The 25,214-nt window shown below is 60.6% G+C and carries 24 protein-coding genes and 1 pseudogene; 7 read left to right on the top strand and 18 right to left on the bottom strand.

What is annotated here, in order from left to right; translation table 11 throughout:
• Nucleotides 1-65 precede the first annotated feature (65 nt).
• The gene (locus FE782_RS04220; RefSeq protein WP_138192803.1) at nucleotides 66-599 is read left to right on the top strand and encodes a phosphatidylglycerophosphatase A family protein; all 534 of its coding nucleotides are present in this window, start codon (nucleotides 66-68) and stop codon (nucleotides 597-599) included.
• A 9-nt stretch (nucleotides 600-608) separates the two neighbouring features.
• Here FE782_RS04220 and FE782_RS04215 read toward each other — a convergent pair whose 3' ends face one another.
• The 13 genes from FE782_RS04215 to FE782_RS04160 all read right to left on the bottom strand — a co-directional run bounded on the left by FE782_RS04215 (nucleotide 609) and on the right by FE782_RS04160 (nucleotide 11,761).
• On the bottom strand, nucleotides 609-1,601 hold the full coding sequence (locus FE782_RS04215) for an MBL fold metallo-hydrolase (RefSeq protein WP_138192802.1): 993 nt from the start codon (nucleotides 1,599-1,601) through the stop codon (nucleotides 609-611).
• 165 nt (nucleotides 1,602-1,766) lie between these two features.
• Nucleotides 1,767-1,991, bottom strand: a complete 225-nt coding sequence (locus FE782_RS04210) for a helix-turn-helix domain-containing protein (RefSeq protein WP_138192801.1) — start codon at nucleotides 1,989-1,991, stop codon at nucleotides 1,767-1,769.
• A gap of 220 nt (nucleotides 1,992-2,211) precedes the next feature.
• Nucleotides 2,212-3,474, bottom strand: coding sequence for a YhcN/YlaJ family sporulation lipoprotein (locus FE782_RS04205; protein ID WP_138192800.1), 1,263 nt, complete (start codon nucleotides 3,472-3,474; stop codon nucleotides 2,212-2,214).
• Between the two features lie 204 nt (nucleotides 3,475-3,678).
• Entirely contained in the window at nucleotides 3,679-3,966 is a 288-nt protein-coding gene (locus tag FE782_RS04200) for a hypothetical protein (RefSeq protein WP_138192799.1), read from the bottom strand.
• Nucleotides 3,963-4,304, bottom strand: coding sequence for an alpha-helical endospore appendage domain-containing protein (locus FE782_RS04195; protein WP_138192798.1), 342 nt, complete (start codon nucleotides 4,302-4,304; stop codon nucleotides 3,963-3,965). The genes FE782_RS04200 and FE782_RS04195 overlap by 4 nt, the downstream gene beginning before the upstream one ends.
• 20 nt (nucleotides 4,305-4,324) lie before the next feature.
• On the bottom strand, nucleotides 4,325-4,612 hold the full coding sequence (locus FE782_RS04190) for a nucleoside-diphosphate sugar epimerase (protein WP_138192797.1): 288 nt from the start codon (nucleotides 4,610-4,612) through the stop codon (nucleotides 4,325-4,327).
• A 1-nt stretch (nucleotide 4,613) separates the two neighbouring features.
• A complete protein-coding gene (locus FE782_RS04185) occupies nucleotides 4,614-5,672 on the bottom strand; it encodes a YheC/YheD family endospore coat-associated protein (protein ID WP_158299251.1) in 1,059 nt (352 codons plus the stop codon).
• Nucleotides 5,669-6,628, bottom strand: coding sequence for an NAD-dependent epimerase/dehydratase family protein (locus tag FE782_RS04180; RefSeq protein WP_138192795.1), 960 nt, complete (start codon nucleotides 6,626-6,628; stop codon nucleotides 5,669-5,671). Before FE782_RS04180 ends, FE782_RS04185 begins: the two co-directional genes overlap by 4 nt.
• On the bottom strand, nucleotides 6,625-7,956 hold the full coding sequence (locus FE782_RS04175; RefSeq protein WP_158299250.1) for a UDP-glucose dehydrogenase family protein: 1,332 nt from the start codon (nucleotides 7,954-7,956) through the stop codon (nucleotides 6,625-6,627). The genes FE782_RS04180 and FE782_RS04175 overlap by 4 nt, the downstream gene beginning before the upstream one ends.
• Nucleotides 7,953-8,804, bottom strand: a complete 852-nt coding sequence (locus FE782_RS32205; protein WP_158299249.1) for a GT-D fold domain-containing protein — start codon at nucleotides 8,802-8,804, stop codon at nucleotides 7,953-7,955. Before FE782_RS32205 ends, FE782_RS04175 begins: the two co-directional genes overlap by 4 nt.
• Before the next feature lie 19 nt (nucleotides 8,805-8,823).
• A complete protein-coding gene (locus FE782_RS04170) occupies nucleotides 8,824-9,663 on the bottom strand; it encodes a glycosyltransferase family 2 protein (RefSeq protein ID WP_158299248.1) in 840 nt (279 codons plus the stop codon).
• 2 nt (nucleotides 9,664-9,665) lie between these two features.
• Nucleotides 9,666-10,742, bottom strand: coding sequence for a glycosyltransferase (locus FE782_RS04165; RefSeq protein ID WP_138192792.1), 1,077 nt, complete (start codon nucleotides 10,740-10,742; stop codon nucleotides 9,666-9,668).
• Complete coding sequence (locus FE782_RS04160; RefSeq protein WP_138192791.1) at nucleotides 10,739-11,761, bottom strand: YutH/CotS family kinase-like spore coat protein; 1,023 nt, start codon at nucleotides 11,759-11,761, stop codon at nucleotides 10,739-10,741. The genes FE782_RS04165 and FE782_RS04160 overlap by 4 nt, the downstream gene beginning before the upstream one ends.
• A gap of 250 nt (nucleotides 11,762-12,011) precedes the next feature.
• On the opposite strand from FE782_RS04160, the gene FE782_RS04155 reads away from it, so the two are divergent.
• Together FE782_RS04155 and FE782_RS04150 are read left to right on the top strand one after the other, a co-directional pair.
• Entirely contained in the window at nucleotides 12,012-13,832 is a 1,821-nt protein-coding gene (locus FE782_RS04155; protein ID WP_138192790.1) for a glycosyltransferase, read from the top strand.
• Nucleotides 13,829-14,911: a glycosyltransferase gene (locus FE782_RS04150; protein ID WP_138192789.1), complete on the top strand. Its 1,083-nt coding sequence runs from the start codon at nucleotides 13,829-13,831 to the stop codon at nucleotides 14,909-14,911. The genes FE782_RS04155 and FE782_RS04150 overlap by 4 nt, the downstream gene beginning before the upstream one ends.
• A 94-nt stretch (nucleotides 14,912-15,005) precedes the next feature.
• Here the strand turns inward: FE782_RS04150 and FE782_RS04145 are convergent, their stop codons facing one another.
• The gene (locus FE782_RS04145) at nucleotides 15,006-16,079 is read right to left on the bottom strand and encodes a glucose-1-phosphate thymidylyltransferase (protein ID WP_158299247.1); all 1,074 of its coding nucleotides are present in this window, start codon (nucleotides 16,077-16,079) and stop codon (nucleotides 15,006-15,008) included.
• A 264-nt stretch (nucleotides 16,080-16,343) separates the two neighbouring features.
• Here FE782_RS04145 and FE782_RS04140 point away from each other — a divergent pair, with 264 nt between their 5' ends.
• From FE782_RS04140 to FE782_RS04130, 3 genes are read left to right on the top strand one after another with little or no spacing between them, the layout of a single operon-like run.
• The gene (locus FE782_RS04140; protein ID WP_138192787.1) at nucleotides 16,344-16,559 is read left to right on the top strand and encodes a hypothetical protein; all 216 of its coding nucleotides are present in this window, start codon (nucleotides 16,344-16,346) and stop codon (nucleotides 16,557-16,559) included.
• Nucleotides 16,560-16,571: 12 nt separating this feature from the next.
• On the top strand, nucleotides 16,572-17,375 hold the full coding sequence (gene asd, locus FE782_RS04135; protein ID WP_138192786.1) for an archaetidylserine decarboxylase: 804 nt from the start codon (nucleotides 16,572-16,574) through the stop codon (nucleotides 17,373-17,375).
• Nucleotides 17,376-17,435: 60 nt separating this feature from the next.
• Nucleotides 17,436-18,734, top strand: coding sequence for an aminotransferase class I/II-fold pyridoxal phosphate-dependent enzyme (locus FE782_RS04130; RefSeq protein WP_138192785.1), 1,299 nt, complete (start codon nucleotides 17,436-17,438; stop codon nucleotides 18,732-18,734).
• A gap of 208 nt (nucleotides 18,735-18,942) precedes the next feature.
• Here the strand turns inward: FE782_RS04130 and FE782_RS04125 are convergent, their stop codons facing one another.
• On the bottom strand, nucleotides 18,943-19,878 hold the full coding sequence (locus FE782_RS04125) for a hypothetical protein (protein WP_138192784.1): 936 nt from the start codon (nucleotides 19,876-19,878) through the stop codon (nucleotides 18,943-18,945).
• A gap of 249 nt (nucleotides 19,879-20,127) precedes the next feature.
• On the opposite strand from FE782_RS04125, the pseudogene FE782_RS04120 reads away from it, so the two are divergent.
• Nucleotides 20,128-20,652: pseudogene (locus tag FE782_RS04120) on the top strand (IS256 family transposase); the annotation flags it as partial.
• A 729-nt stretch (nucleotides 20,653-21,381) separates the two neighbouring features.
• Here FE782_RS04120 and FE782_RS04115 read toward each other — a convergent pair.
• The 3 genes from FE782_RS04115 to FE782_RS04105 all read right to left on the bottom strand — a co-directional run bounded on the left by FE782_RS04115 (nucleotide 21,382) and on the right by FE782_RS04105 (nucleotide 25,076).
• On the bottom strand, nucleotides 21,382-23,100 hold the full coding sequence (locus FE782_RS04115) for an ABC transporter substrate-binding protein (RefSeq protein WP_138192782.1): 1,719 nt from the start codon (nucleotides 23,098-23,100) through the stop codon (nucleotides 21,382-21,384).
• A gap of 98 nt (nucleotides 23,101-23,198) precedes the next feature.
• Nucleotides 23,199-24,104, bottom strand: a complete 906-nt coding sequence (locus FE782_RS04110; RefSeq protein ID WP_138192781.1) for a carbohydrate ABC transporter permease — start codon at nucleotides 24,102-24,104, stop codon at nucleotides 23,199-23,201.
• A 12-nt stretch (nucleotides 24,105-24,116) separates the two neighbouring features.
• Nucleotides 24,117-25,076 carry an ABC transporter permease gene (locus FE782_RS04105; protein ID WP_138192780.1) on the bottom strand — a complete coding sequence of 320 codons (960 nt, stop codon included), beginning with the start codon at nucleotides 25,074-25,076 and terminating at the stop codon, nucleotides 24,117-24,119.
• Between the last annotated feature and the right edge of the window lie 138 nt (nucleotides 25,077-25,214).

Here is a 25,214-nt window from a genome sequence, read left to right as displayed (position 1 = left end):
ACGAGCCCTCCCGAGGGCATAATACGGACCGATAGGTTTAATGGCGCAAAGGGGTCGGATAGCGGATGAAGTACAGCTTGGACAGCGCGAAGGTCGCGGAGGCGACGCGGGAATGGTTGAGGAAACGGAACGTTCGCACCGAGGAAATCGCGGAGCTGGTCATGTTTTTGCAGAATCAATACATCCCGGATTTGACGCTTGCGGATTGCAAGGAAAGCGTTGAACGGGTGCTCGAGAAGCGCGAGGTGCAGAACGCGATCCTCACGGGCATTCAATTGGACATCCTGTGCGAGCGCGGGGAGCTGTTCGCGCCGCTGCAGGAGATGGTGAAAAACGACGAGGGGTTATACGGGGTCGACGAAATTCTAGCGATGTCGATCGTGAACATCTACGGCACGATCGGGTATACGAATTTCGGCTATATCGACAAGTTGAAGCCCGGCATTCTGGAACGGCTGAACGACAAGAACGACGGATACATCCACACGTTCCTGGACGATATCGTCGGGGCGATCGCCGCGGCGGCGTCCAGCCGCATCGCGCACACGCGCACGGCGGTGCTTCCGCCTCGAGACGAGGCGGAGTCGCCGGCGCCGTAAGGGCCGCGGTCAGCGCCTACGCGCGACGAAAGACGCGACGCCCCGCTCCTCGGCCCGCGAGACGCGGCCCTGGTTTTCTAAGTAAACCAGATGCGCGATCGTCTCGGACAAGGCGAACCGCAGTTGATGGACGGACAGCTTGTCCCCGAACATCGCCCGGCACAGCTCGTAGCCGGTCATCGGTTCGATCAGCAGCGCCTCCATCTTCCGGAGGCGCTCGTCGTGATGCGTCCGAATCGCGCGCACGCGGTCGCCGTAATGCGCGAACGGCTCGCGGTGGCCCGGGAACGCGGCCGCGACCGGCAGGCGTTCGACTTCTTCCAGGGACGCTAAATAGATCGCCAGCGGATCCTCGTCGCCGAACGGGAGCAGCGAGACGTTCGGCGTAATGCCGGGCAGCACGTGGTCGCCGCAAAATAGTCGACCCTCGGCTTCGTTCCAGAAGCTCAGATGCCCGCCCGCGTGTCCGGGCGTATGGATCGCCTCGTATTCCGCGTCGCCCAACCGCACGCGATCCCCGTACCGAATCGTCTCGATCCGGTCCGGCTGCGGAGACACCATCGGCACGAAGCCGTCGAGGTGTTCTCGCATCGCGGGGCGCGCCGCCTCCGGGTAACCGTGGCGGGCGAACAGCGCGAGCGTCGCTTCCCCGGTTCGCTCGCGTTCGGCCGCTCCCCATAGGCGCTCCGCCGACGCCCTGGCGACGTCCGACATGAAGACGGGCGCCCCTCCGGAGCGCGCCTGCATCCACCCCGCCAAACCGTAATGGTCGGGGTGATGGTGCGTCAAGACGATCGCGCGGACGCGCTCCCAGCGAAAGCCGACGGCGTCGAGCGCTTCCGCCCAACGCGCTTCCGCGGCTTCGGTGCGCAGCCCCGGATCGATCACGTCGACGTCGCCGTTCGAACCGACGACGACGTACGCGTTCACCCACAATAACGGAAACGGAAGCGGCACCTTCACCTGCCAGATGCCCTCTCCGCGGTCGATGATCGTATTCATGCCTTCGCGCTCCTCTCGTGTCCCCTGCCGTCGCAACGCAAGAGAATCGTACGTATCATTGTACTAAGACGCACCCGAAAATTCAAAAACCTCCCGTCCGCTTCCCCCGGAGGGAAAGCGGACGGAAGGTCAAGAAGAGGGTTCCGTATGGAAAGAAGTCGAACGTCAAATGTTCAGTTCCCCGAGCCTGATCAGCTCCACAACCGCTTGAGAACGGCCTTTGACATTCAGCTTCTGCATCACGTTGGAAATGTGATTGCGTACGGTTTTCTCGCTGATAAACAGCTGCTGGGCGATGTCTCTGGTCGTCTTGTCTTGAACCAGAAGTTCGAACACCTCCCGTTCGCGGTTCGTCAACAGGAACTTGTTGCGATGGTCGTTACCCTTCAAGTGCGTCACCCCTCCTTGCTCGGGATTTGGTTTACAAGGTTAAGGGATACAGTCAACATATAGTATGAGGGGCGAAAACCGATGGTGCTAACGACCCGAAAAATAGGCGCATACGCGATTCTCGGATCGCATATACTTGTCGTCCGATCCCGGAGCGCGCGAAGAACCCTCCCGGACGTTCCCGGGAGGGTTCTTCTTTCGCTTCAATAGCAGGATTCGATTAACGCGCGGACCCGAGCGTGCCCGCCTGCGCCCGGTTCATGCCCGTCCCGGTGCCCGTGACGCCTCCGCCGTTATGTCTCGGATTGTTTCGGTCGAAGCTGTTGTCCATCAACCGAGTCGCCCCGTTGCGGTTGCGTTGGTCGTAGCCGTTCTGCATGTCGTAGCGATTCGCGTCGTTGTCGGCGTTGAAGAGGCGCTCGACGAATTCGTTGAACTGCGAGACGAGGCCTTCGCCGTCTGTGCCGCCGAAGCTGTTCGTCTTGTAGGTGCCGAGGCGCTGCATGAAGCTTCGGTCGGAGCTCACGTATACGTTGCGCACGTTCGGCGCCAACGAGCGCACGATGCTCTCGACGCGGGCGCGCACTTGCATGCTGAGTCCGTTGTTATTATTGTAGGCGCTCAATTGACCGAACTGGCCGCCGTTATGCATAAACCGGCTGTTCGCGTCGTCCGTGCCGTTCATGCCCGTCGGGTTCAACCCGATGCGCCCCGAACGGCCGGTGCCCGTCACTCCGCCGTTGCCGGCGTTCATTCCGTTCATGCCGGCCGAGCCCGCCGCCCCGTTGGCGCCGGTCGTACCGGTCGTACCGGTCGTTCCCGTCCCGCCGGCCGCGCCGGTCGTTCCGCCCGCATGGTCGCTTCGGTCGTTCCGATCGCCGTTCAAGCCGAACATCTGTCCGAGTCCGCCCAGGAAGCCGCCCGGATTGCCGTCGCCGCCCGAATACCCGCTGATTTCCGACCCGCCGCTCAGGCCCCGGCCGGCGCCGCGGGCGTTCGTCCCGTACATGTTCGGAGCGCTCGCCGACGAGCCCGCCTCTTCCAAGCTCGTCGTGCCGACGCCGCCTCGGCTGCGGACGCTCGGAAACACGCGGCTGTCCGTGGCGCCGTAATAGTTGCCTCGCATGCCGAATTCGCTCGCGTTCGCGCTGCTTCGCGCGTTGCTTCCGCCGAGAGCCGGGCTGTTTCCGGCGTTCTCGTTCAACTCCACGGCGACGTAGGCGTTCGATTCTCCCATCACGACGCGAGCGCGGGAGATGCCGTCGATCCGTTCGATCGCTCTCGCGATGTCTCGGTTGATGCGTAGATTGCGATTGTTATGATTGCCGTAATCCGTCGCGCCCCGGATGCCTTGTCCGGCCCCCGTTTGGTTCGTGCGGTAACCGTTCTGCGACATATTCCCGGCGTCGTTCTGTCCTCCGCATGCGGCAAGCGCAAGAACCGAGGCGCCGAGGACGGTTACGCGAAGAAGCTTCTTCAACATCGTCCCTCATCTCTCCGTTTCTCAAGGTTGTGGTGGAAACATCCTATAGGATGCGCCTCCGCTCCCTGATCATGCGCCGCGCGCGTTCCATAAAGCTTGTCTATCAAGGGAAATGGTTTACGGCTCCGCAAACAACTGGGTTCCCTTCGCGCGTTTCCTTCATTTATGTAGGGGAGCCCGGCGGGATCCCGTTGACAATTTCGCTCACCGTTTCCGCCGCCGAGCCTTCGGTTTGCCTCGCGGAGCCTGATACGGGGCGGTCGCGACGCGCGCCCGCTTCCGGGCCGCTTCAAGAAGCTTCGGCGGCGGTGAAGCGCAGCGGGCCAGCGCCGCGATCGCCTCGGGATGCGTCGCGATCGCGCGGGCGCATCCCTCGTCGCGCTCTGCGATGTCGGCGACGCAGGAGAGGATGCGGTCGACCGCGCGGCGGCTTCGCAGCGCGGCCCGCATGTATTCGCTCGCGATCGACTGCAACGAATCCTCGATCCTCATAAGTCTCCGCCCCCTCCGAGCCCGAGCATCCCCGGGTCGCCGAACGTATTGTCGGGAAGAACCTCTTCCTCGACGAGCATCAGCTCGACGTGCTTCGCGAGACCGGCCTCCATCTTCGTAATGCCGTGAATGAGATCGATCAATTGCGCATGAAATTCGCAGGAGCTCGTTACGAATATATTGCAATCCTTAATTCGGGAATGCCGGACCGTATCCAGCATCCAATCCCGAAGCGTCTCCATCTCCGATGCCTTCGCCTCTAGGATGTCGGCGACGCACCACTGCATCGCGGCGGCCGCGGTCAGCATTCGAAGGCTCGCTTTCGTTCTTGCCGACATACCGGCTTCCACCTCTTCCGTTATTCCTCTTCCGAGACGCGCAGTTCCTTAATAGCATATTTGACATGGTTCGCGAGCGCCTCCTCGAAATCGGCGAGCGCATTCACGTACGCCCCGATCTCCCGCATGACGTTGGTCTCGGCTTCCGTGTACGGATTGCCGGAGACGAGCGTCAATTCGTCCGCGCGGATGCGCCGCAGAAGGCTCGCCATGCGCGTGACGACGACGCTCTCCGCCTGCATCGATCGAGCGAGCTGCTCCTGCGACTTCGCCATCGCCTGGAGTTGTTCGTCGATAATATCCTTCATGTTACGCCCCTCCTTCTCTGGAACGAAGCAGCGCCGCCGCATACCGGACGGGGTTCTGGAACGTAGCCGCCCAAGTTTGCCGGTCGCCAGCGTTCCGGAACGTGATCCGAAGGTCGCGGAAGTTCGATTCGATAAACCAAGGGTGACCTTGATCGTCCAAGGCGATGTCGAGCCCGAGATCGGCGATCGGCGGCAGCTCCCGCTCCAACGCGGAAGCGATGCTTACGCCGAGCGCCGCGACCCGCGCCTCTACCTCCGCCGGGTTCCAGCCCCATTCGCGGAACAGCTCGACGGCCTTCATCGAGGTGCCCCCGCAGTGCAAATTCGTCACGATCGCCCGCTTCCTCGCGACCTTGCCGACCATGCCGGTGCACTGCCAGTTCCCGTCCGCTCCCCGTTGGATCGACACGCGGAAGTCGACCGGGCGACCGCGGTATTTCATGAGCGGAATGCCCTGCTGCACAAGATAGTTCCGGCGACGCCCCTTCACCAACGCCGCAATGCGCCGGACGTCGATCCGCTTGCGCTCGGTCCGCCCGAGCCGGTTCACCTCGGCGTACGTCGCGCCGCCGGCCCGGCTGATGCGGATGATGCCGTTCCCGACGGACGCGCGGCTCGGCTTCAGAAATACGTTCCGATTCGCCGTCAACAGGTCGTTCACGGCGCGCGCCGTAAGCGACGCCGTCTCCGGCAAGTAAGGCTGCAGCGCAGGCTCCTTGGCCAGAATCCGATGGATCGTCAGCTTCGAGACGACGTTCCGTTCGTTGCAGACGAGCTTGCCCATGCGCTTCAGGCGAAGAATGCTCCGCCTCGCCGACGCGCGCGTCGTGCGCGTCCGGTTCAGAATGACGTCGGGAATCGGACGCCGCTTCCACACCGGATCGACGCCGTTCCACCCTCTCGCCGTCCCTTCCTTCCAATCGATGTCGACGAGCGAGAAAAACCACATCTCTTCGCCCGCCTCCCGCGCCGCCTGCACGTAGAAGTCGGGCTTTTCGAACGACCGTCCGCCCTTCATGAGGCTCGAAATCAACGTTCTAGGATATAACATCCCGATCATGGCTTCACCTCCGAGCCGTATAAGCGGACGATATACGCCCATTGTCTCGCCATGCCCTCCTCGAGCGATACGGCGGGAGCGTAACCGAGCTCCCGCCGCGCGAGCGACACGTCGGCCCGGGTCGCGAACGGATCGCCCGGCTGCTCGGGAAGGCGCTCGATCCGGAGCGGCTTGCCGGCGAGCGTCTCGATCCGCCGCAGCACGTCGTTCACCGTCGCCGTCTCTACGCCCCCGACGTTGAAGACGGTCCCGTGAACGCCGTACGTCATGGCCGCGACGTTGGCCTGCACCAAGTCGCTGACGTAAGTGAAGTCTCTCGTCTGTTCGCCGTTCCCGTATAACGGGAGCGGTTCGTCGAACAGCGCGGCCTTCATAAACCGATGAAAGCCCATGTCCGGCCGCTGCCTCGGGCCGTACACCGTGAAGAAACGCAGCGCCGTATAAGGGACCCCGAATTCATGATGATACACGTGGCACAGCTGCTCTCCGGCCAGCTTCGTCAGCCCGTACGGGGAGATCGGCCGCGTGGGAGAGTCTTCCGAGCTGTACGCGCCGCCTCCGCCGCCGTACACGGACGAGGAGGACGCATACACCAGCTTCTTCAGCCGAGGCGCGCGCTTGCAAGCTTCCAACACGTTCTGCGTGAGCAGCACGTTCGCATGGAGATAATCCTTGAACGACGAACCCCAGCTGCCTCGAACTCCGGCGATGCCGGCGAGGTGGAAGACGACGTCGGCGTCCGCGAACAGCGCGTCCAGATCGATCGACAGCAGGTCGGCGGGCATCCAGACGAACCGCGGATGCCGGATCGCTTCCTTCAGATTATCCTCTTTGACGAATTTCGCCGGGTGGGCGCCGATCTGATCGACGCCCGTCACGTCGTGGCCGCTCGCGAGCAGCGCCTCGCTCAGGTGCGAGCCGATGAAGCCCGCCGCGCCGGTGATGACGATCTTCATCGCCCCCGCCCCCTCGCCACGCCGTAATACTGCCATCCCAGCCCGCGAAGCGCGACGTCGTCGAGGAAGTTCCGCCCGTCGAACACGACCGGCGTCGCCGCCGCCGTCGCCCATTGCTTCCAAGGCAGCGTCTCGAACGATTTCCAAGGCGTCGTCAAGACGACGGCATGCACGCCGTCCGCCGCCCGTTCGACGTCGGTCGCGACCTTCACGCGTTTCGCGGCGCCCTTGCCGAGCGGCTTCGTCCAACGGATCTCGTCGACCGCCCGGACGGTCGGATCGAACGCCCGAACCTCGCGAACGCCGAGCTTCAGCAGACGCTCCATGAGACGGATGCCGGGCGATTCGCGTTGATCGTCCGTGTCTTCCTTGAACGCGACGCCGAGTACGAGCACCCGCTGCCCCTTGAGCGGCGCGACCGCCTGCATCCGTTCGACGAACCAATCGATCTGGGTGTCGTTCACCCGCTTCGCTTCCGCCAGCATGCTCAGCTTGACGTTCTTCCGATTGGCGAGGTGGAGCAGCTCGGCGACGTCTTTCGGGAAGCAAGAGCCCCCGTAGCCGATGCCCGCGGATAGATGATGCGACGAGATGCGAGGGTCCATCCCCATGCCGCGCGCGACGCCGCCGATATCGGCGCCGACCTCCTCCGCGAGCCGGGCGATTTCGTTAATGAACGAAATTTTGGCGGCCAGGAAGCCGTTGGACGCATACTTGATCATCTCGGCCGTCTCGAAGTCGCATGTGTAGTACGTCGTCGGAAGGCCGGAATAGAGCCGCTTCACCGTCTCGACGGCCAGCGGATTGTCGCCGCCGACGATTGTTCGGGAAGGCTGGAACGAATCGTGCAGCGCGCTGCCCTCCCGAAGAAACTCGGGATTGGAAACGACGTCGACGGGCGTCTTCGTCAGGTCGACCTTCTCGGCGAACCGCTCCTTGATCCAACGGTTCGTGCCGATCGGTACCGTGCTCTTCGTGATGACGATCTTCGGACCGTCGATAAACTCGGCGATCGTGTCGATCGCCGAGGTCAAATACTTCAGATCGGCGTTGCCGTCCGCCGCGGACGGCGTGCCGACCGAGATCATGAGCAGCTGGCTGCTCGTCACCGCCGTGCGGCCGTCGGCCGTAAAGACGATCTTTCCGTCCTGCAGCAGCTCGTGCAGCAGCTCTTCCAATCCGGGCTCGCGGAAGGGCAGCTCTCCGCGATTCAGCCTCTCGACCTTCGAGGCGTCGACGTCGTATCCGATCACTTGATGACCGAGCTTCGCCAGGACGAGCGCCGTCGTCGTCCCGACGTACCCCGAACCGATTACGGTTATATTCACGCTCCTTCTCCTCCTCCAGACGATTGCGGCGCCTCCGGTCGTTCCTGCGCCGGCGCCGCGGACGCCGTACCCGAAACGGAGATCTCGGCCGGCGCCTTCGCGGTCCGCGGCCTCCACGGCCGCACCTTCCGGTCGCCCTTCACCATAAACACCGCGGATTTGCCGAAGTCGATCGCGACCCGCCCTTGCTCCCTAGCGAGCCGCTCCGCCAAAATGACGGCGTTGACGCCCGCCGAGACGAGAACGATATCGCACTCGACCTTCTCCATCTTCCGCAGCACCTTCGGAATTTCTTCGAATCGGTCGATGCGAATGAGCTTCGCGAAATCGATGTCGAAATCGTTGTATTTCGTGCCGACCCATCGCTTCAAATCGCCGGCCCAACGAGAGATGACGACCGCCTTCTTGCCCCGCAGCATCTCCCAGAACGACTCGTACTCCACCATGTGACGGTTGACGAACGTGTGGCATACCGCCTTCGGCCGAATCTTGTAACGGCGGAAGCAGCGGTCGGTCAACGGGCGAAGCGTATGCTGCTTCGCCAAGATTTCGCGATCGTTCTCGTACGGAATGCCGACGATGTCGGCTCTCTTAATGGAAGCGATCAGCTGCTCCCGCAGAAGAACGTTCGGCAGACGCACGCCTTTCCAATTCGTCGTTCGCGACAGTCTCGCCCAGCGAGTGGAGAGAGTTTTGCGAATCGACCAGACTTTGTATTGGGCGAGGCAGATGTTCTCGCCGTCGCCGACGCGGACGACGGACAGGGGCCGCTTCTCGGCCATCGCTTGATGAATCCGTTCGATGACCTCTTCCGTCGACAGCCACGCTTCGCGCTTCGGTTCGTCCATACGCTCCCCTCCCGAAACTTTATTTCTTAATGAGGCGGCCGACCTTCAGCCGTCCGCGCACCCAAACGAATCTTGGTTTATATTTGTCGCCCCAGCGCTTCAGCGCCTTCTTGTACAAATACCTCGTCACTCTGGCGTATTTGTCCCGGTTTTCGATGCGGGAGTTGTTGCTCTCGTGATTGAGGCGGTTATAGATCGCCTTGCGCACCGCTTTGAAGCGATAGCGTCCCGCCAGCTTCAACAAGATTTGCCGGTCTTCCGCGAAGCGCCCGCCTTCCGGCACCCGCGTGGACCAGCCGCCGACCTTGCGCAGCGCTTCGGTCCGATAGAACCGCGGATAGATCATGGAATGGAACGTGATGAAATCGTATTTGCCGCGGATTTGGCGTTTTTTCTTTTTCCCCAAATACTTGAGTCGGTTGCCCCTCTTCTTCTTCCACACCTTGTCGTTTCCGTAGACGACGGCGACCTTCGGCCCGCCCTCCTCCATCTTTCGAAGACATTTCTCGAGCGTATCCTTCTCGTACCAGTCGTCCGCGTCCAGTTGGGAAAAGTACGGCGTATCCACGAGCGACAACGCGTGGTTGAGCGTGTAGCACACGCCTCGGTTTTTCCGCTGCTTCACGTAACGAATGCGCGGATCCCGTTCCACGTACTTCCGCACGATTCTTTCCGTCTTATCCTTCGAGCCGTCGTCGACGATCAAGAGCTTCCAATTGTCGATCGTCTGCTTCAGTACGCTCTCGATCCCGCGGCGAATGAACCTCGCCCGGTTGTACGTCGGAATGACGACGGTCACGATCGGCACGCGTTCCGCGGACGATTCGGGAGTCTCGCTCCCGGAGTTGATCGTAAACAAGCTTATCTCCCCTTTCGCAGCAAACGACGATAGATGTCTTCCAGCCTCTTCACTTGCTTGACCGCGTCGAACCGCCTCTCGACCTTCGCGCGGCCGTTCCGTCCCATCTCCTCGCGCAGCGCCGGCTGCTCGATCAAAGCGATCAGCCCCTCGGCCAGCCGCTTGACGCTGCGCTCCGGCACGAGAATGCCTTCGACGCCGTTCCCGACGAGCTCCGGAATGCCCCCGTGCTTCGTCGACACGACGGGCAGCCCCGTGGCCATCGCCTCCTTGATCGAGTTCGGGATGCCCTCTTGGTTGCCGTCCTTCGTCGTCAGGCTGGGCAGGCAGAAGATGTCGGCCCGGCGCAGCAGGTCGGTCAGCTTGTCGTGCCGGATATGGCCGCGGAGCCGAACGCGGTCTTGCAGCTTCCACTTGCGGATGAGCCGCTTCAGCCGGCGCCCCTCCTCGCCTTCCCCGATGATGACGAGCCGGCTCGTCGGATGCTTCTCAAGCACCTGCCGGAACGCCTTTACCAAGTACCGAAATCCCTTCTTCTTATGAAGCCGGCCGACGCCGACGACCGTGACCCCCTCCGTCCTCGGCTCCCGTTCGACGTAAGGAAACCGAACCAGATCGATCCCGCTGTACATGATCTTGATTTTGTGCCGGGGGCAGCCCCAACGGATCAGCTTGTGTTTCATATGCCGTGACGGCACGGTGAACTTCTCGCCGGCGCGGAACAGCTCCGGCAGCTTGCGATGATAGGCCTTGCGGGGGCTCCGCTTCGCCGGCAGGTCGAAGCCGTGGAACGAGGTCAGCATCGGGATGCGCAGCCGGCGCTTCACCGGCAGCAGGCTGACGCCGGCGTTGCCGAAGCGGGCGTGAATCAGGCGAACGCGGCGTCTTCGGAAAGCGCGGACGATCTTCGAAGGCCGATTCGGCAGCCGCTTGATTTTTTTATAAGGGAATCTCTTCAAGTTCATGCGCTTGCGCGCGAATACGATCGGCTTCACCGTGCGGATGCGCCGCAGCTCTCCGTAGATGAACGTCTCCGACGGAGGAAGGTAGCGAAGCCGGACGAATGCGATGCGTTTCATGCTTTCCCCTCCTTCCCCGAGGACGCGTCGCTGCCGAAGAAGCGCTTCTTCGCGTATTCCGTTCTTCGCCGCTCATGCTCGAGGTAGAACGCCACTTCTTCCTCGGTCATCTTCTTGTACTTCTTCTTGCGCAACGTCCGTTCGAATACGTGAGGGAAGAGCAGGTCGATCTCGACGAGCCGGCGGACGTCCTGCGACAGCGGGTTGATCTCGAGGTAGCGCTGCAGCATGAGGCGGAACGTCCTCGCTTCGAAGGCGCGCCGTTTGGCGTACATGCTGTGAATGCGGATCAAATCTTTGGACGGCGCGTCGTACCGCACATCCTCGAAGTCGATGAGCTTGAGGCTTCCGCCGTGAATCAAGACGTTCTTGTTGTGCAGGTCGCCGTGCACGAGCGTTCGGGCGCCTGCGCTCCCTTCCGCGTAAGCCCCGTAAGCGCTCTTCTTCAGCTCGCGGAACGCCATCTCTCCCGTCTTCAAGAAGTAGGGGATCGCCGCCGCGATCAGACCTTTCTTCCCGCTCTTCGTTCGGCCTTCCTTCGCCAGCCAATCCTCGATAGAACGAAGCCGCTGGGCGTACTCCTCCCGCCAATCGAGATGGCCGTACTCCTGCACGCCGGAGGGATACTCCATTCCCGCCGAAGCGCGGTGGAACCGGGCCGACAGCTCGACGATCCGCAGCAGATCGTCCGGCTTGTTAAGCGGCGCTCCTTCGCCCGGAAGCCACTCGTACAGTACGTACGGCGCTCCCTCGTGCTCGAAGAAGAGGCGTCCGTCCTTCGCCCGTACCGGCGGGGCGAGACCGACGCCGCGCTCCGCCAGCAGCCGCTCCGATTCGGCGATGAATCGCTGCCGCTCCGGCGGTTCGAACAGGCTCTTCAGCGCGTACGCGTCGCCGGATTCGGCGACCAGCTTCGCCACGAAGCTGGAGTCCGGTTTATGTTTGATGAGTTCATGCGATTGGAGGCGGATGTCGTACGCCGCCTCTACTCGTTCGTAAAGCTTTTCCGTAGTGACCACGCTCCCCTGACAGCAAACCCCTCTCTCCCCATCAACCTATGCTCGGGCGGAGTACGAGGAGTGGGCAAAGCGGCAACGATTCTGTGCGGACGACCCGGTTTGGAAGGCGGCTGTCTATACACTCCTACCCGGCGCGTCATAGAGTAAAGCAGCACATTGAAGGGAGGAATGCCTTCTGAATCGCATCGCCGTCGTGCGGTCCGTCTTCCTGCCTATCAGCGAAACCTTCATCTATGGAGAGGTTCGCCGAATGAAGCGTTACGAACCGCACGTATTTTGCGGAAGGCGCATCAACAGAGGCGAACTTCCGCACGAGCATGTCGCCGTCGACCCGACGCATCGGCAGTTGGACGCGCGGCTCGGGAGGGGCGAGTTCGCCTTGATCCACGCCCGATTCGGCAACTCGGGCATCCGCATGCTTCCGTTCCGCCGGAAGTGGCGCGTGCCGCTCGTCACGTCGTTCCACGGCTGCGACGCGCCCGGCACCGCCCGCATGCGTCGACGCCGCGGCGCATTAAAGCGCCTGTTCGCCGAAGGGGATTGCTTCACGGTACCCTGCGAAGCGATGAAATCGGACCTCGTTCGACACGGTTGCCCCGCGGAGAAGATCGTCGTCCATTACAGCGGCATCGACCTCGAGCGATTCGCCTTCAAGGTACGCGAGGCGCCGGACGACGGTACGATCCGGATCCTCTACGTGGGGCGGCTCGTCGAGAAGAAAGGCGCGGAGACGCTGCTCCGCGCGTTCCGCCACGTCCATCAGGTGTTCCCGAACGCGCGGCTGACGATAGTCGGGGAAGGCAAGCTGAAGCCCCGCCTGAAGCGGCTCGCCCGCCGTCTCCGCATCTGGCCGTATGTAGAGTTCTTAGGCGCGCTTCCGCATCGCGCGATCTCGAAGCAGCTGAACGAAGCTCACATCTTCTGCCTCCCGAGCCGGAAGGACCGGACGGGCAACGTCGAGGGCATCCCGAACGCGCTCAAGGAAGCGATGGCTTCGGGGCTTCCGGTCGTCTCTACGTTCCACTCCGGCATCCCGGAGCTGATCGAAGACGGCGTCAGCGGCCACCTCGTCCCCGAGGACAGCGTCGGCGCGCTCGCCGGAAAGCTGATTCACGTCGTGGGGCGGCCGGATACGTGGGCGAAGCTCGGCAAGAACGCCCGGGCGCGCGTGGAGGAAGACTTCGATGCGATCCGGCAGACGGAGAAGCTGGAGAAGCTGTTCGACGCCGTTATCGCCGGTTATGAGAGGAAGGAACGCGAGCGCCGGGAACGGCCGCTGTTCAGCGTCGTCATCCCGACGTACAACCGGGAGCGTTATATCGCCCGCGCGATTCGCAGCGTGCTGAACCAGACGTGTGACGACTATGAGCTGATCGTCGTCGACGACGGCTCCACGGACCGGACGGGGAAGATCGTAAGGTCGTTCGGCCGGCAGGTGCGGTATATTCGGCAGCGGAACCGCGGCCCGTCCGAGGCGCGCAACGCCGGCATCCGGGCGGCCAAGGGGCGGTTTATCGCGTTCCTCGATTCCGACGATCGGTTTCTTCCGAAGAAGCTCGAAGAGAACAAGTCGTTCCTTGAGCGGCATCCGGACTGCAAATTTTTATATTCGTGGTACTACGACGTCCGGGGCGGCCGGAAGCGGCTGCGCAAGGGGAAAGAATACGAGGACCTGGACCGCTTCCGGTACCGGCTTTACCGGCGCGACTTCACGATCCGCACTTCGACCGCGGTCGTCCGCCGCGACTGCTTCGACAAGATCGGCTTATTCCATCCGAAGTACCGGTACTCGCAGGACTGGGATATGTGGCTAAGGCTCGCGACGCATTATCGGGGCTACTGTCAACGGAAGCCGCTGGCGCTGTATCGCCGGCATCCGCGAAAGCCGATCCCGCATGTTAAACGGCACCGCAGCATCCGCCGTACGGCGCGGACGTTGTACCGGTGGGACGAAGCGACCATCGCGTCTTTGCGCGTAAAGTTCGACCGCGGCGAACGACCGAAACAGCCGCAGAGCGCGCAGCCGATGTTCGGCGCGATGTTCGTCACTCGAAGGAGGCCAAGACCATGAACGAACCGTTGCCGTCGATTTTGCATCATAAATATTCCGTGGAGGACGGACACGTCATGGCGCAAATCCGCAACGTGGAAGGTTATCGCGGGGTGCTCGTGACGAAAAGTCCGAAAGAGCTGCGGCCCGGCGCCCCCAAGGCGCAGGTGCTGCAGCTCGAGAAGCTGCGCTCCGATCCGGACCTGCTGAAGCGGCTTCGCGTCGCGGGGCTGCATGTGCATCACGGGACGCTCGCGCCGCCCTTCCAATTTCTGAAGGAGAAATACGGCGTCCCGATGTTCGTGGGCTTTCGCGGCAACGACGCGACGGCCTACCCGAAGAAGGACGAAGAATACCGGAAGGCGCTGCGCAAGCTGTTCGCCGTCGGCGATCGATTTTTCCCGGTATGCGAGCATCTGAAGAAGGAGATCGTCCGGCTCGGCTGCCCGGAGGATCGCATTCGCGTCCTCTACGGCGGCGTCGACCTGTCCCGCTTCGAGTTTCGGCCGAGGTACGTCCAAGACGGGAAGAAAATCCGCTTCCTCGCCGTCGGCCGATTCGTCGAGAAGAAGGGCTTCGACGATCTGATCCGGGCGTTCGCAGAGGTGAAAAAGAGGCGCGAGAAGGCGAAGCTCGTCTTGGTCGGTCAAGGTCCGTGCGAAGCGCAATACCGCAGGCTCATCTCGCGGCTCGGCCTCGAGGGCAGCGTCAAGATCAAGGGATGGGTCGATTATCGGGGCATTCAGGAGATGTATTACCGTTCCCACGTCTTCTGCGCGCCGAGCGTCACCGACCGCGACGGGAACCAAGAAGGTATTCCGAACACGCTGAAGGAAGCGATGGCGACCGGTATGCCCGTCGTCTCGACGATGCACGCCGGCATTCCGGAACTGGTCGATTCCTCGAAATCCGGACTGCTCGTCCCGGAACGTTCGCCGGCGAAGCTGGCGGAGGCGATGATCTGGCTGGCGGAGCATCCGGAGCGTTGGAAGGAGCTCGGAGGGAACGCGCGGAAGAAGGTAGAGACGGATTTCAACCTGAGCGTGCAGCTGAGGAAGCAAAAAGCTTATTACGACGAGGTCGTCGAGCGCCGTCCGTAAGGGCGGCGCAGCGGAGCAGTCGAGGGGCGGGGCAGCCGCCTTTTCTTTCTAGCCGGCGTCGGACGGGCTGCCCCCGGGGCGGCGGGGCCGCCCCTTAACGAGGGAAGAACAACTGCGAATGGTCGCCGATCCACAGCTTCACGCTTTGCGGAGGTTGGGTCCGGCTAAGCACCTTCGAATCGCTGCCGATCAAGCTTTCGTCGATGCGGCGGGCGACGCCTTCCAGCTCCGCGTCTTCCATGACGATACTGTTCTCCACCTCGCAGCGAGCGATGCGAACGCGGTCGCCGACGGACGTGAACGGTCCGATGTAGCTGTCTTCGATTACCGCGCCGTTCCCGATGACGACCGGTCCGCGAATGACGCTGTTTACGATCTTGGCGTTCTCTCCGATCGATACGGGGCTGGACACTTGCGAGCTCGCGTCGATCGATCCCTTCACCCTTAATCCTTCGATCCGCTGCAAGTAATGCTGATTGCACAGGATCAAGTCCTTCGGCTGACCGGTATCCTTCCACCAATACGGCGACCGGAACACGCCGAGCGGCAGGCCGCCGTCGATGAGACGTTGAATGGCGTCGGTGATTTCGTATTCTCCCCGAGCCGACGGTCGAAGCCCCGCGATGGCGTCGAAGAGCGAGGACCGGAATAAGTAGACGCCGTTGATCGCGAGATTGCTGGGCGGCTCCTTCGGCTTCTCGACGACCTTCACGAGCCGTTCCCCGTCGAGCTGCACGACCCCGAACTGTTGGGGCGTATCCACCTCGCTGACCGACACGAGCCCTTCGAGTCGTTCCCTTCGAAACCGTTCGACGAGCGGCGCAAGCGAGCCGTCGATCACGTTATCGCCCAAATAAAGAATAAAATCGTCGTTGCCGACGTACGCTTCCGCCATCCGAACGGCGTCCGCGAGCCCTCGCGGCTCCGGCTGCTCGATCAGCGTAATTTCGATATCCCAAGGCGCCCCGCCCTGGAGCGCTTCGTCGAATGCCTCCCGGTACACGGGAGGAACGACGACGGCGATGCTGTCGATGCCTGCGTCGATCATGGATTCGATGCCGTAATACAGCACCGGCTTGTTCATGACCGGCAGAAGGTGCTTTGGCCTGGAGAACGTGTGCGGCCTAAGGCGCGACCCTTTTCCGCCGCATAATATGATGCCCTTCACGCGAATAACCTCCCCGAAAAGGATTCCTTGCCGCTCCCCATCGCCGGCTTCGCGTCCGCGTCGGACTTGACGCCGGTTTCCGAACCGATTCGGGCTATTGTCCGCGTGCTCGACCGAACCGTTCGAAGAAGCGACAGCTATATCGTATTACTCTATGTGGGCGAGTCGACGCGGGACACGGTAAGTATCACGGAGAGCCATAGGAAAATGTTGCGTTTCTTAGTATAATAACCGAGTGAACCTTCGAAAGGATGGAATCCGCTCATGACGACGGAGCTCGATGCATTAAAGCGCAAGCTGCTGCGGCTCGCGACCGAACTCGCGACCGGCTGTTCCTTCTGCGTATCCGTATCCGACGACCCCGACAGCAAGGCGCCCGTCGCCTGCACCAAGTGGTCCGGCTCCTCGTACCCGGTGGGCGTCAATCCGGCGACCTGCCTCTCGTGCGGCGAATATCGAAAATCGACAACTTTGACATAGGAGACGCTTGCCATGTGGAGCCCATTGTTCCGAGCGCTTACCGAGCTCTCGTCCAGACCGACGATCGCCCGGCTCGCCGGCGCGTTCGCCAAATCGGCCGCCAGCCGCAGACTGATTCCGCGTTTCGCCTCCTTCTACGGCATCGCCCTCGAGGAAGCCGAACACGCGATCGACAAGTATGCGTCGCTGAACGACTTTTTCATCCGAAAATTAAAACCCGGCGCCCGTCCCGTCGATGCGGACGAACATTCCGTCGTCTCCCCGGTCGACGGTCTCGTCGCCGAAGCGGGGACGATCTCGCCCGATCGGACGTTCCTTGTGAAGGGGCAGCGGTATACCGTCGACGAGCTCTTGAACGGCTCGCCGCACGCGGCCCGGTACATGGACGGAACGTTCGCGGTCATCTACTTAAGCCCGGCGAATTATCACCGCATCCATGCGCCCGTCGACGCGGAAGTCATCGAGAGCGACCGGATTCCCGGCGCCGTCTATCCGGTGAACGATCCTTCCCTCCGGCTCATGAAGCGGGTGTTGTCCCGGAACGTGCGCCTCGTGACGTATTTGGAATCCGAGGGCGGCGCCACGACGGCGCTCGTCAAGGTCGGGGCGATGAACGTCGCCTCGATCCGGTACGTCTCCGGCGATCAGCCGCCGGCGCGCGTCGCCAAGGGCGAGGATCTCGCGTACTTCGAATTCGGGTCTACCGTCGTGTTATTGTGGGAACGCGGCCGATTCGTTCCGACGGAGCGCCTCTCGGCCGGCGTCAAGGTGCGAATGGGCGAGAAAATCGGCGAAATCGCCGTCCCTCGCGGATGACGCTCCTGAAGCGTCATGATATAATACACAAAACTACGTCGGAAGGATGAATTGTTTTCCATGAACCCTCAAGCGGTCCAACTGAACGAGACGCTCTCTCGCGTCGCGCCCGTCGTGCACGACATGCTGTCGCGGCTCGGTCTCGGCATGTATTTTCCGAAAGTCGGCATTCTGAATCAATCCGCCGAAGCGAAAAAACAAGCGACGACGTTCAACGCGACGATCGGCATCGCGACGGAAGGCAAGACGCCGATGCATCTCGGCATGATTCAAGAGACGCTGTCGGCTTATGCGCCGTCGGACTTGTATCCGTACGCGCCTCCGGAAGGCAAGCCGGAGCTTCGCGGCGTATGGCGCGAGAAGATGCTGAGCGAGAACCCGTCGCTCGCCGGGAAGACGTTCGGCAAGCCGATCGTTACGAACGCGCTCACCCACGGCCTCAGCATCGTGGCGGATCTGTTCGCCGACGAGGGCGACGCCGTCATCATGCCGGAGAAAAACTGGGAAAACTACGAGCTGACGTTCGGCGTGCGCCGCGGCGCGAACATCGTGACGTTCCCGCTTTATAATGAAGACGGCTTGTTCAACAGCGAAGGCCTGCTCGCCTCCGTCCTCGCTCAGAAGGAGCGGGGCAAGGCGATCGTCGTGCTCAACTTCCCGAACAACCCGACGGGCTATACCCCGACGGCGCGGGAAGCGGACGACATCCTCTCGGCCGTGAAGGCCGGCGCGGAAGCGGGCGTCAAGACCGTCGTCGTGACGGACGACGCGTACTTCGGCTTGTTCTTCGAGGATTCGCTGCGGGAATCGCTGTTCGGCCGCTTGATCGGCCTGCATCCGAACGTGCTGCCGGTCAAGGTCGACGGCGCGACGAAGGAAGAATTCGTGTGGGGGTTCCGGGTCGGCTTCATTACGTTCGGCTGCGAGTCGCCCGAGGCGAACGAAGCGTTGGAGCAGAAGACGCTCGGCATCATTCGCGGCACCGTGTCCAGCTGCTCGCACCCGTCGCAGACGTTCGTGCTCAAGGCGCTGCAGCATCCGGATTTCGAGAAGCAGCGCGACGAGAAGGTGGCGATCTTGAAAGCCCGCGCCAACCGGACGAAGCAGGTGCTCGACGCCGGCAAGTACGACGATGCGTGGGACTACTACCCGTTCAACTCCGGCTACTTCATGTGCCTGAAGCTGAAGACGGTGAAGGCGGAATCGCTTCGCCGCCACGCGCTCGAGAAGTTCGGCGTCGGCACGATCGCGCTCGGGGACACCGACCTGCGGGTGGCGTTCTCCTGCCTCGAGGAAGGCGATATCGAGAAGCTGTTCGAGCTGCTGTACCAAGGCGTGAAAGAGCTGGAGCAAGCGTAGCGTAACGATAGACGTAAGCCGTCCCGGCGCAGGGTTCCCTGCACGGGACGGCTTTTTTTGATGCTCCCCTATGGCTACCCATCGATCGCCGTTTTAGCCTCGCATATGCGCCTAACTCCGCCGGATCGCCTGTCGACCGCCAGCGGTATCGCTCAAAAACAAAAACCGGGCCTCCGGCGGTAGCCGGGGCCCGGTCTTGCAAATACCGCTATTCGTTACCTTTCGCGCTTTGATGCGCACGCTCGATCATCGCGATCGCGTTATCGACGTTCTCCGAGTCGAGGCGAATGCCGACGATCATGTCCTGCATCGCCAGCGGCAGCGATTCGGCGAACGCCGTGCCCGCGAGGTCGATCCCGTACACATGCTCTTCCCCTAGCAAGACGCCGCTCGGATCTTTCGGGTCGGTCTCCGCCTCGGCCGCCTTCTTCGCCGCTCCTTCGGGAAGGATCTCCTTCAGGCGGCCCTCCACCTCCGCGTCCAACGGGAGCAGCACTCCGTTGCGCGCGATCCATTCGAAGCTGGCGTTATCCATCACGTAGATGTCAGGCGATTCGGTCGCCAGCATGACGACGACCTTCTGCAGCATCGCCGCATCCGTCATCCCTTGCTCCGCCATATTGAACGTCAGCACGTCCGCCTCGACGCGCTGCCAACCCGGCATCTGTTCGACGATCGCCGCTTCCAGCGCTTCTTCCGCATCGTCCGCCGTCGGCAACTGGAACATCCCCAAGAAAGATGCCTCCAGCTCGGCCGGCGGCAGCGCCGCGAGCCTCGCCTGTTCCTCCCGATGCTCCACGTAAGCGAAGATGCCGTAAATCACGAGAGCGACCGCCGCGATTCCGCCGATAAGATGCCATTTATAATAGCTGAAAAAATGATCGACCCGCTGCGCCTGACTCGCATATTTCTTATACTTCCCGTATTGCTTCTCTTCGATCGCGCCGACAGCTTCCCGGTGCTCCCATTCCAGGATCAGCTTATACGCCCGATTGATCTGTTCGAAATCGCTGGTCTCCCCGCGAAGCTCCTTCTGCTTCTCCCGGCGCAGCAAAATCTCGTAACGCTTCTCTACTTCCTCTCTCGTCGCGCCTACCGTCAAGCCAAGCTTCTCGTACGCTTGTTGTTTTTCCATTTCGCTCATCTCGTCCACCTCGTTTTTCTAACTCAAATTATATACGATTTCACCCCGTTAACAAATAACTTCCGATTTATACTTACGTGGGAAACGTCCCCTTGGGTGCAAAAGGCGAAACCGCGCTTATTAACGGAGTACTCCGTCTAACCCGATGAAGTAAAATTGTTTGTGTAACAGAATTTGGAGCCTTTAAAGGCAACAAAAAAGTAGGGTATTCTCGGGATTGCGACGTCACCAAGAAAGGAACCCTACTCGATGACTACTTTACAACAAACAAGCATTAACAATCTATTCGAAAATCTTGTCAGAGACTTTGTGAAAGAAAAACTGGAGCTCATCATGAACGAAGAGATGAAAAACTTTATTCAGGTAGAGCACCCCGATCACCGCAATACACGTAACGGATACTACGAACGGACACTGGACACGCGGCATGGCAGGATCGATGATCTCCAGGTCCCCCGAGATCGACGGGGAGAGTTTGAAACACAGGTATTTAAGCCGTACCAACGTCGCGATGAATGGCTTGATGAAGCGATCACCCAGATGTACAGAAGCGGCATGAGCACAAGAGAAGTGGCCCGTTTCGTCGATTGCATGTTCGGAACGAAGTACTCTCCGACAACAGTGAGTAACATTACGGATGCCGTTCTCGATGACATTGAGTCTTGGCAGAACCGTCCACTGGAGAAACGTTATTCGGTCATCTATTTGGACGGGATTTACTGCAAACTCAAACGCGACACTGTCCGCAGTGAGGTCATCTATCTGGCCATGGGTCCATTCGGAAGAGGAAGCAGCCTAAGGATAAAAATCCCTCCCGCGCCTTCGGCTTGGGCTACCCTCTCCACAAGTAACCAGTTCAGCATATTACAAAATCAACAGGAGTCCATCGTTCCTATGGATGCCCTACTACTTACACAAACTTCTTGACACTACCTCTAACCCCCCGGGCGAAGCGCGAATCCGCGCTTATTAACGGAGTTCTCCGTCTAGCCCCCCGGGCGAAGCGCGAATCCGCGCTTATTAACGGAGTTCTCCGTCTAGCCCCCCGGGCGAAGCGCGAATCCGCGCTTATTAACGGAGTTCTCCGTCTAGCCCCCCGGGCGAAGCGCGAATCCGCGCTTATTAACGGAGTTCTCCGTCTAGCCCCCCGGGCGAAGCGCGAATCCGCGCTTATTAACGGAGTTCTCCGTCTAAAACCCCGGGCGAAGCGCGAATCCGCGCTTATTAACGGAGTTCTCCGTCTAAAACCCCGGGCGAAGCGCGAATCCGCGCTTAATAACGGAGTTCTCCATCTAAACCCCCGGGCGAAGCGCGAATCCGCGCTTATTAACGGAGTTCTCCATCTAAACTCCCGGGCGAAGCGCGAATCCGCGCTTATTAACGGAGTTCTCCGCCTCCCCCCCTCCCCGAGCGAAGCGTGCACTCGAAAGGAACCGACGGCCAAGGGGCGTAAACGCAAAAAAGCGAGGCGGCACCAAAGCCGCCCCGCTCTCGCTTATGCGATTATTCGTTCCACAGCTTGACGCGTTCTTTCACGAGCGCCTCGTAGCCGTCTTCCATCTTCTCGACGCCCGCCTTGAGCAGCTCTTCCTGGTAGGCGTCCCACTTCGCGTCGAACTCCTCCGGCTTCGCCAAGATGATTTCCGGGATTCGCTTCCACGTAATGCCCTTCATCTTTTCGGCCAAGATGTTCGTATCGCTGTCGCTCGGCACTTGGATGTTCCATGCCGCGCCCCACGGACGAATCGGGAATTCCTCGCCTTTCGGGAAGTGATCCTTCCACGTCTGCAAGCCGTACGCCGCAAGCGTTTCTTTCTCGACGTCGTTGTACGTCGCGATGATTTGCTCCGGGAACGCCGTCGTGTAGTAGTTGCCCGTCGGATCGAGCACGCCGTCGCCGTAGTGCGCGCCGAGGTTGTGGTAGAATCCTACGCCGGATTCCTTCTGGAAGCCCGCCGGATCGTTCTTCTTCTTCTCCAGAACGTCGGCCGGGATGACGCGTTTGCCGTTCTCCACGACGTAATGCTGACCTTCGACGCCCCAGTTGTCCAAGATTTGGCCTTCGTCGGAAGCGAGGAAGTCCAAGAATTTGATCGCGCGGACCGGATCCGGGTTGTCGACCGTAATGCCGACGCCGTTGCCCGCCATGAAGCCCGTCGGCCAGTACGACGTATCTTTATACTCTTCCGTCAACGTTACCGGATAATGGCCGTACCCGTATTCGAACTTGCCTTCCGCTTTCAGCGCGTTCTCGCCGTCCGCGAAGTCCCAACGCTGGTCGATCAGACCGAGCACGCGGCCCGACGCGATTTTCGCTTTGTATTGGTCGTACTTCTGTACGAAGCTTTCCTTATCCAGCAAGCCTTCCGCGTTCATGTGATTCAACCAGCGGAAGTACTCTTTCTCCACCGGTCGGCGGAAGTGATACGTTACTTCCTGCGTATCGATGTCGATATGGTACTCGCCGTCATCCGGAGCGCCTGTCGTATAGAACGCAGGGTTCGTTACCGAGATGTACATGCGCCAGTCGTCCGCATTCAGCGTCAGACCGATGTTCGGGTTGCCGTTCTCGTCCGTCGGATGCTTCTCGAGATACGCTTTGATCGCGTTTTCGAAATCCTTGACCGTACGGATCTTCGGATAGCCAAGCTCCTTCACGACGCGGTGCTGCAGCTCGAAGCCGCCGCCCGCTTCCAGGCCTTCGCCGCCGACCTCGGCATACGTCGGAATGACGTAGATCGATTGGTCTTCTTCGCTGTACCGCAGACGTTTGATTTGGTCGCCGAACAGCTTCTTCAGATTCGGAGCATGCTCTTCGATCAGATCGGTCAGATCGAGCATCGCGCCCGCATCGACCAGCTTGCTCAATTCGCCTTTCGGGCTGATCAGGTCCGGATAATCGCCGGAAGCGGCGATCAGGGCGATTTTCTGGGAGGAATCCCCGACGGCGTATTCCGCGTCAAGCGTAACGCCCGTCTTCTCCGTGATGACTTTGCCGACGGCGTCCTGCATCTTTTGCCAGTTCGGGCTCTCATCCGCGCCGTAGAACGTAAACGTGATCGGCGATGTATCGTCGGCCGCCGCTTCGCCGCCGTTATTCGCCGGCGCCGGATCCTTCGCGCCGTTGTTGTCGCCGCCCGCGTTGCCGCCGCAAGCCGCGAGCAAGCCCGCTACCATGCTGACGGAAAGAAGAATGCTGCCCCACTTTTTCGTCGTGCCCATGTTCGTAACCTCCCGTTTCTATTGACCCTTGTATAATGCTTGTATTGTACAGGTTACCCTGGTAATACCTTACCCTAGCCGTACGGCTCTCATTCGGATCAGCTCTTCACCGAACCGAGCGTCATGCCGCCGACGAAATACTTCTGCAGGAACGGATACACGACCAAGATCGGAAGCGTGACGACCATCGTAATCGCCATCTTGACCGATTCCGGCGACACTTGCGACATCACTTGGCTCATGTTTTGATCGCGGTAGTCGCTGCCTTGCGTCGTGCTTTGCAGCACCTTCATCAATTCGAACTGCAGCGTCGTGAGCGCGGGCTTCGAAGAGTTGTACAGATACGTATCGAACCACATGTTCCACTGGCCGACGGCGAGGAACAACGCGATCGTGGCGAGCGCCGGCTTCGTCAGCGGCAGGATGACCCGCCAGTAGATCGTGAAGTCGTTGGCGCCGTCGAGCTTCGCCGATTCCTGCAGCGCATACGGCAAGCCGTCGATGAAGGAGCGGATAACGAAGACGTTGAACGCGCTCACGAGGCCCGGCAGGACGTACACGGCGAACGTGCCGATCAGGCCGAGGTCCCGCATGAGGATGTAGGCCGGAATCAATCCGCCGGAGACGTACATCGTCAAGGCCAAGAATACCGAGACGAAGCGCCGTCCTTGGAAGTCCGGGCGGCTCAGCGTGAACGCGAGCATCGAAGCGCTGGCGAGACCGAGCACGGTGCCGACGATCGTCCGCAGTCCCGAAATCTTGAACCCTTGCAACAACCCTTCATAAGTGAAAATGACCTTGTAGTTCTCAAGCGTAAACTCTCTCGGGAAAATCGTGATGCCCCCGCGGACGCTGTCGACGGAATCGTTGAGCGATATCGCCAGCACGTTCAGGAAGGGATACAGGGTAGCGATCGTGACGATAATCGCGACCGCGTACACCACGACGTCGAACATCGTATCGGACATGGACTTGCGTTGACCTCGGATGACTTGTGCGGACATGTACGCCCCTCCTTACATAATGCTTTCTTTAGTAATTTTCTTGAACAAGCCGTTCGCCGCGAACAGAAGCATCAAGCTGACGACGGAGTTGAAAATGTTGATCGCCGTACCGAACGAGAAGCGGCCCATGCCTAACCCGTAATTCAGCGCATACAGATCCAGGACGTTCGAGTAATCGACCACGAGATTGTTGCCGAGCAGGAACTGCTTTTCGAAACCGATGCTGATGAGATGACCGATCGACATAATAAGCAGGATAATGATCGTCGAGCGGATCCCGGGCAGCGTGATATGCCACATTTGGCGGAGACGGCTCGCGCCGTCGACCTTCGCGGCCTCGTACAGCTCCGGACTGATGCCGGCGATCGCGGCCAAGTAAATGATCGCGTTCCAGCCCGTCTCCTTCCAGACGTCCGAGGCGGTGACGATGCCCCAGAACCATTCGCCCTTCGCCATAAACTGAATCGGTTCGCTGATGACGCCGAGCCACAGCAGCAGATCGTTGATGGCGCCGTTATCGGTCGACAGCATCTTCGTTACGATGCCCGCGACGACGACCCAAGAGACGAAGTGCGGCAGGTAGGAAACCGTTTGTACGAATCTCTTAAAGAACATGTGTCGAACCTCGTTCAGCAGCACCGCGAACAGGATCGGTACGACGAAGCCCGCGACGAGGCCCATGAAGCTCATTGCCAGCGTGTTCCGCATGACGAGATAAAACATGTCGTCTTGGAACAACGTCTTGAAATGTTCGAAGCCTACCCATTCTTGTTCGAAGAAGCCTCGTCCCGGCCGGAACTTTTGGAACGCCATCGTCCAGCCCCACAGCGGCAAGTAACTAAATACAAACACCCATGCAACGAACGGCAATGACATCGCGTATAAGTACCGATTTTGCCAGGCGATATGGAAGAAGTGCTTTCGTTTTCCGGCTTTCGTTTCGGTCTTCGCTTGACCCGCTACCGTTACCATCTGTCGGTCCCCCCTTGCTCTATGTTTCAATCATAAAGAATGAAACCGCATACAACTACCCGAAGGAACAAACACAAAATCATATAAAAATTAGTGCACATCCAATGTCAGGTTTTTCCATGAAAAAAGCGCGCTTCG

Source organism: Paenibacillus antri (assembly GCF_005765165.1).
Taxonomy (GTDB): Bacteria; Bacillota; Bacilli; order Paenibacillales; family YIM-B00363; genus Paenibacillus_AE; species Paenibacillus_AE antri.
This window is presented reverse-complemented; position numbering and strand designations above follow the sequence as displayed.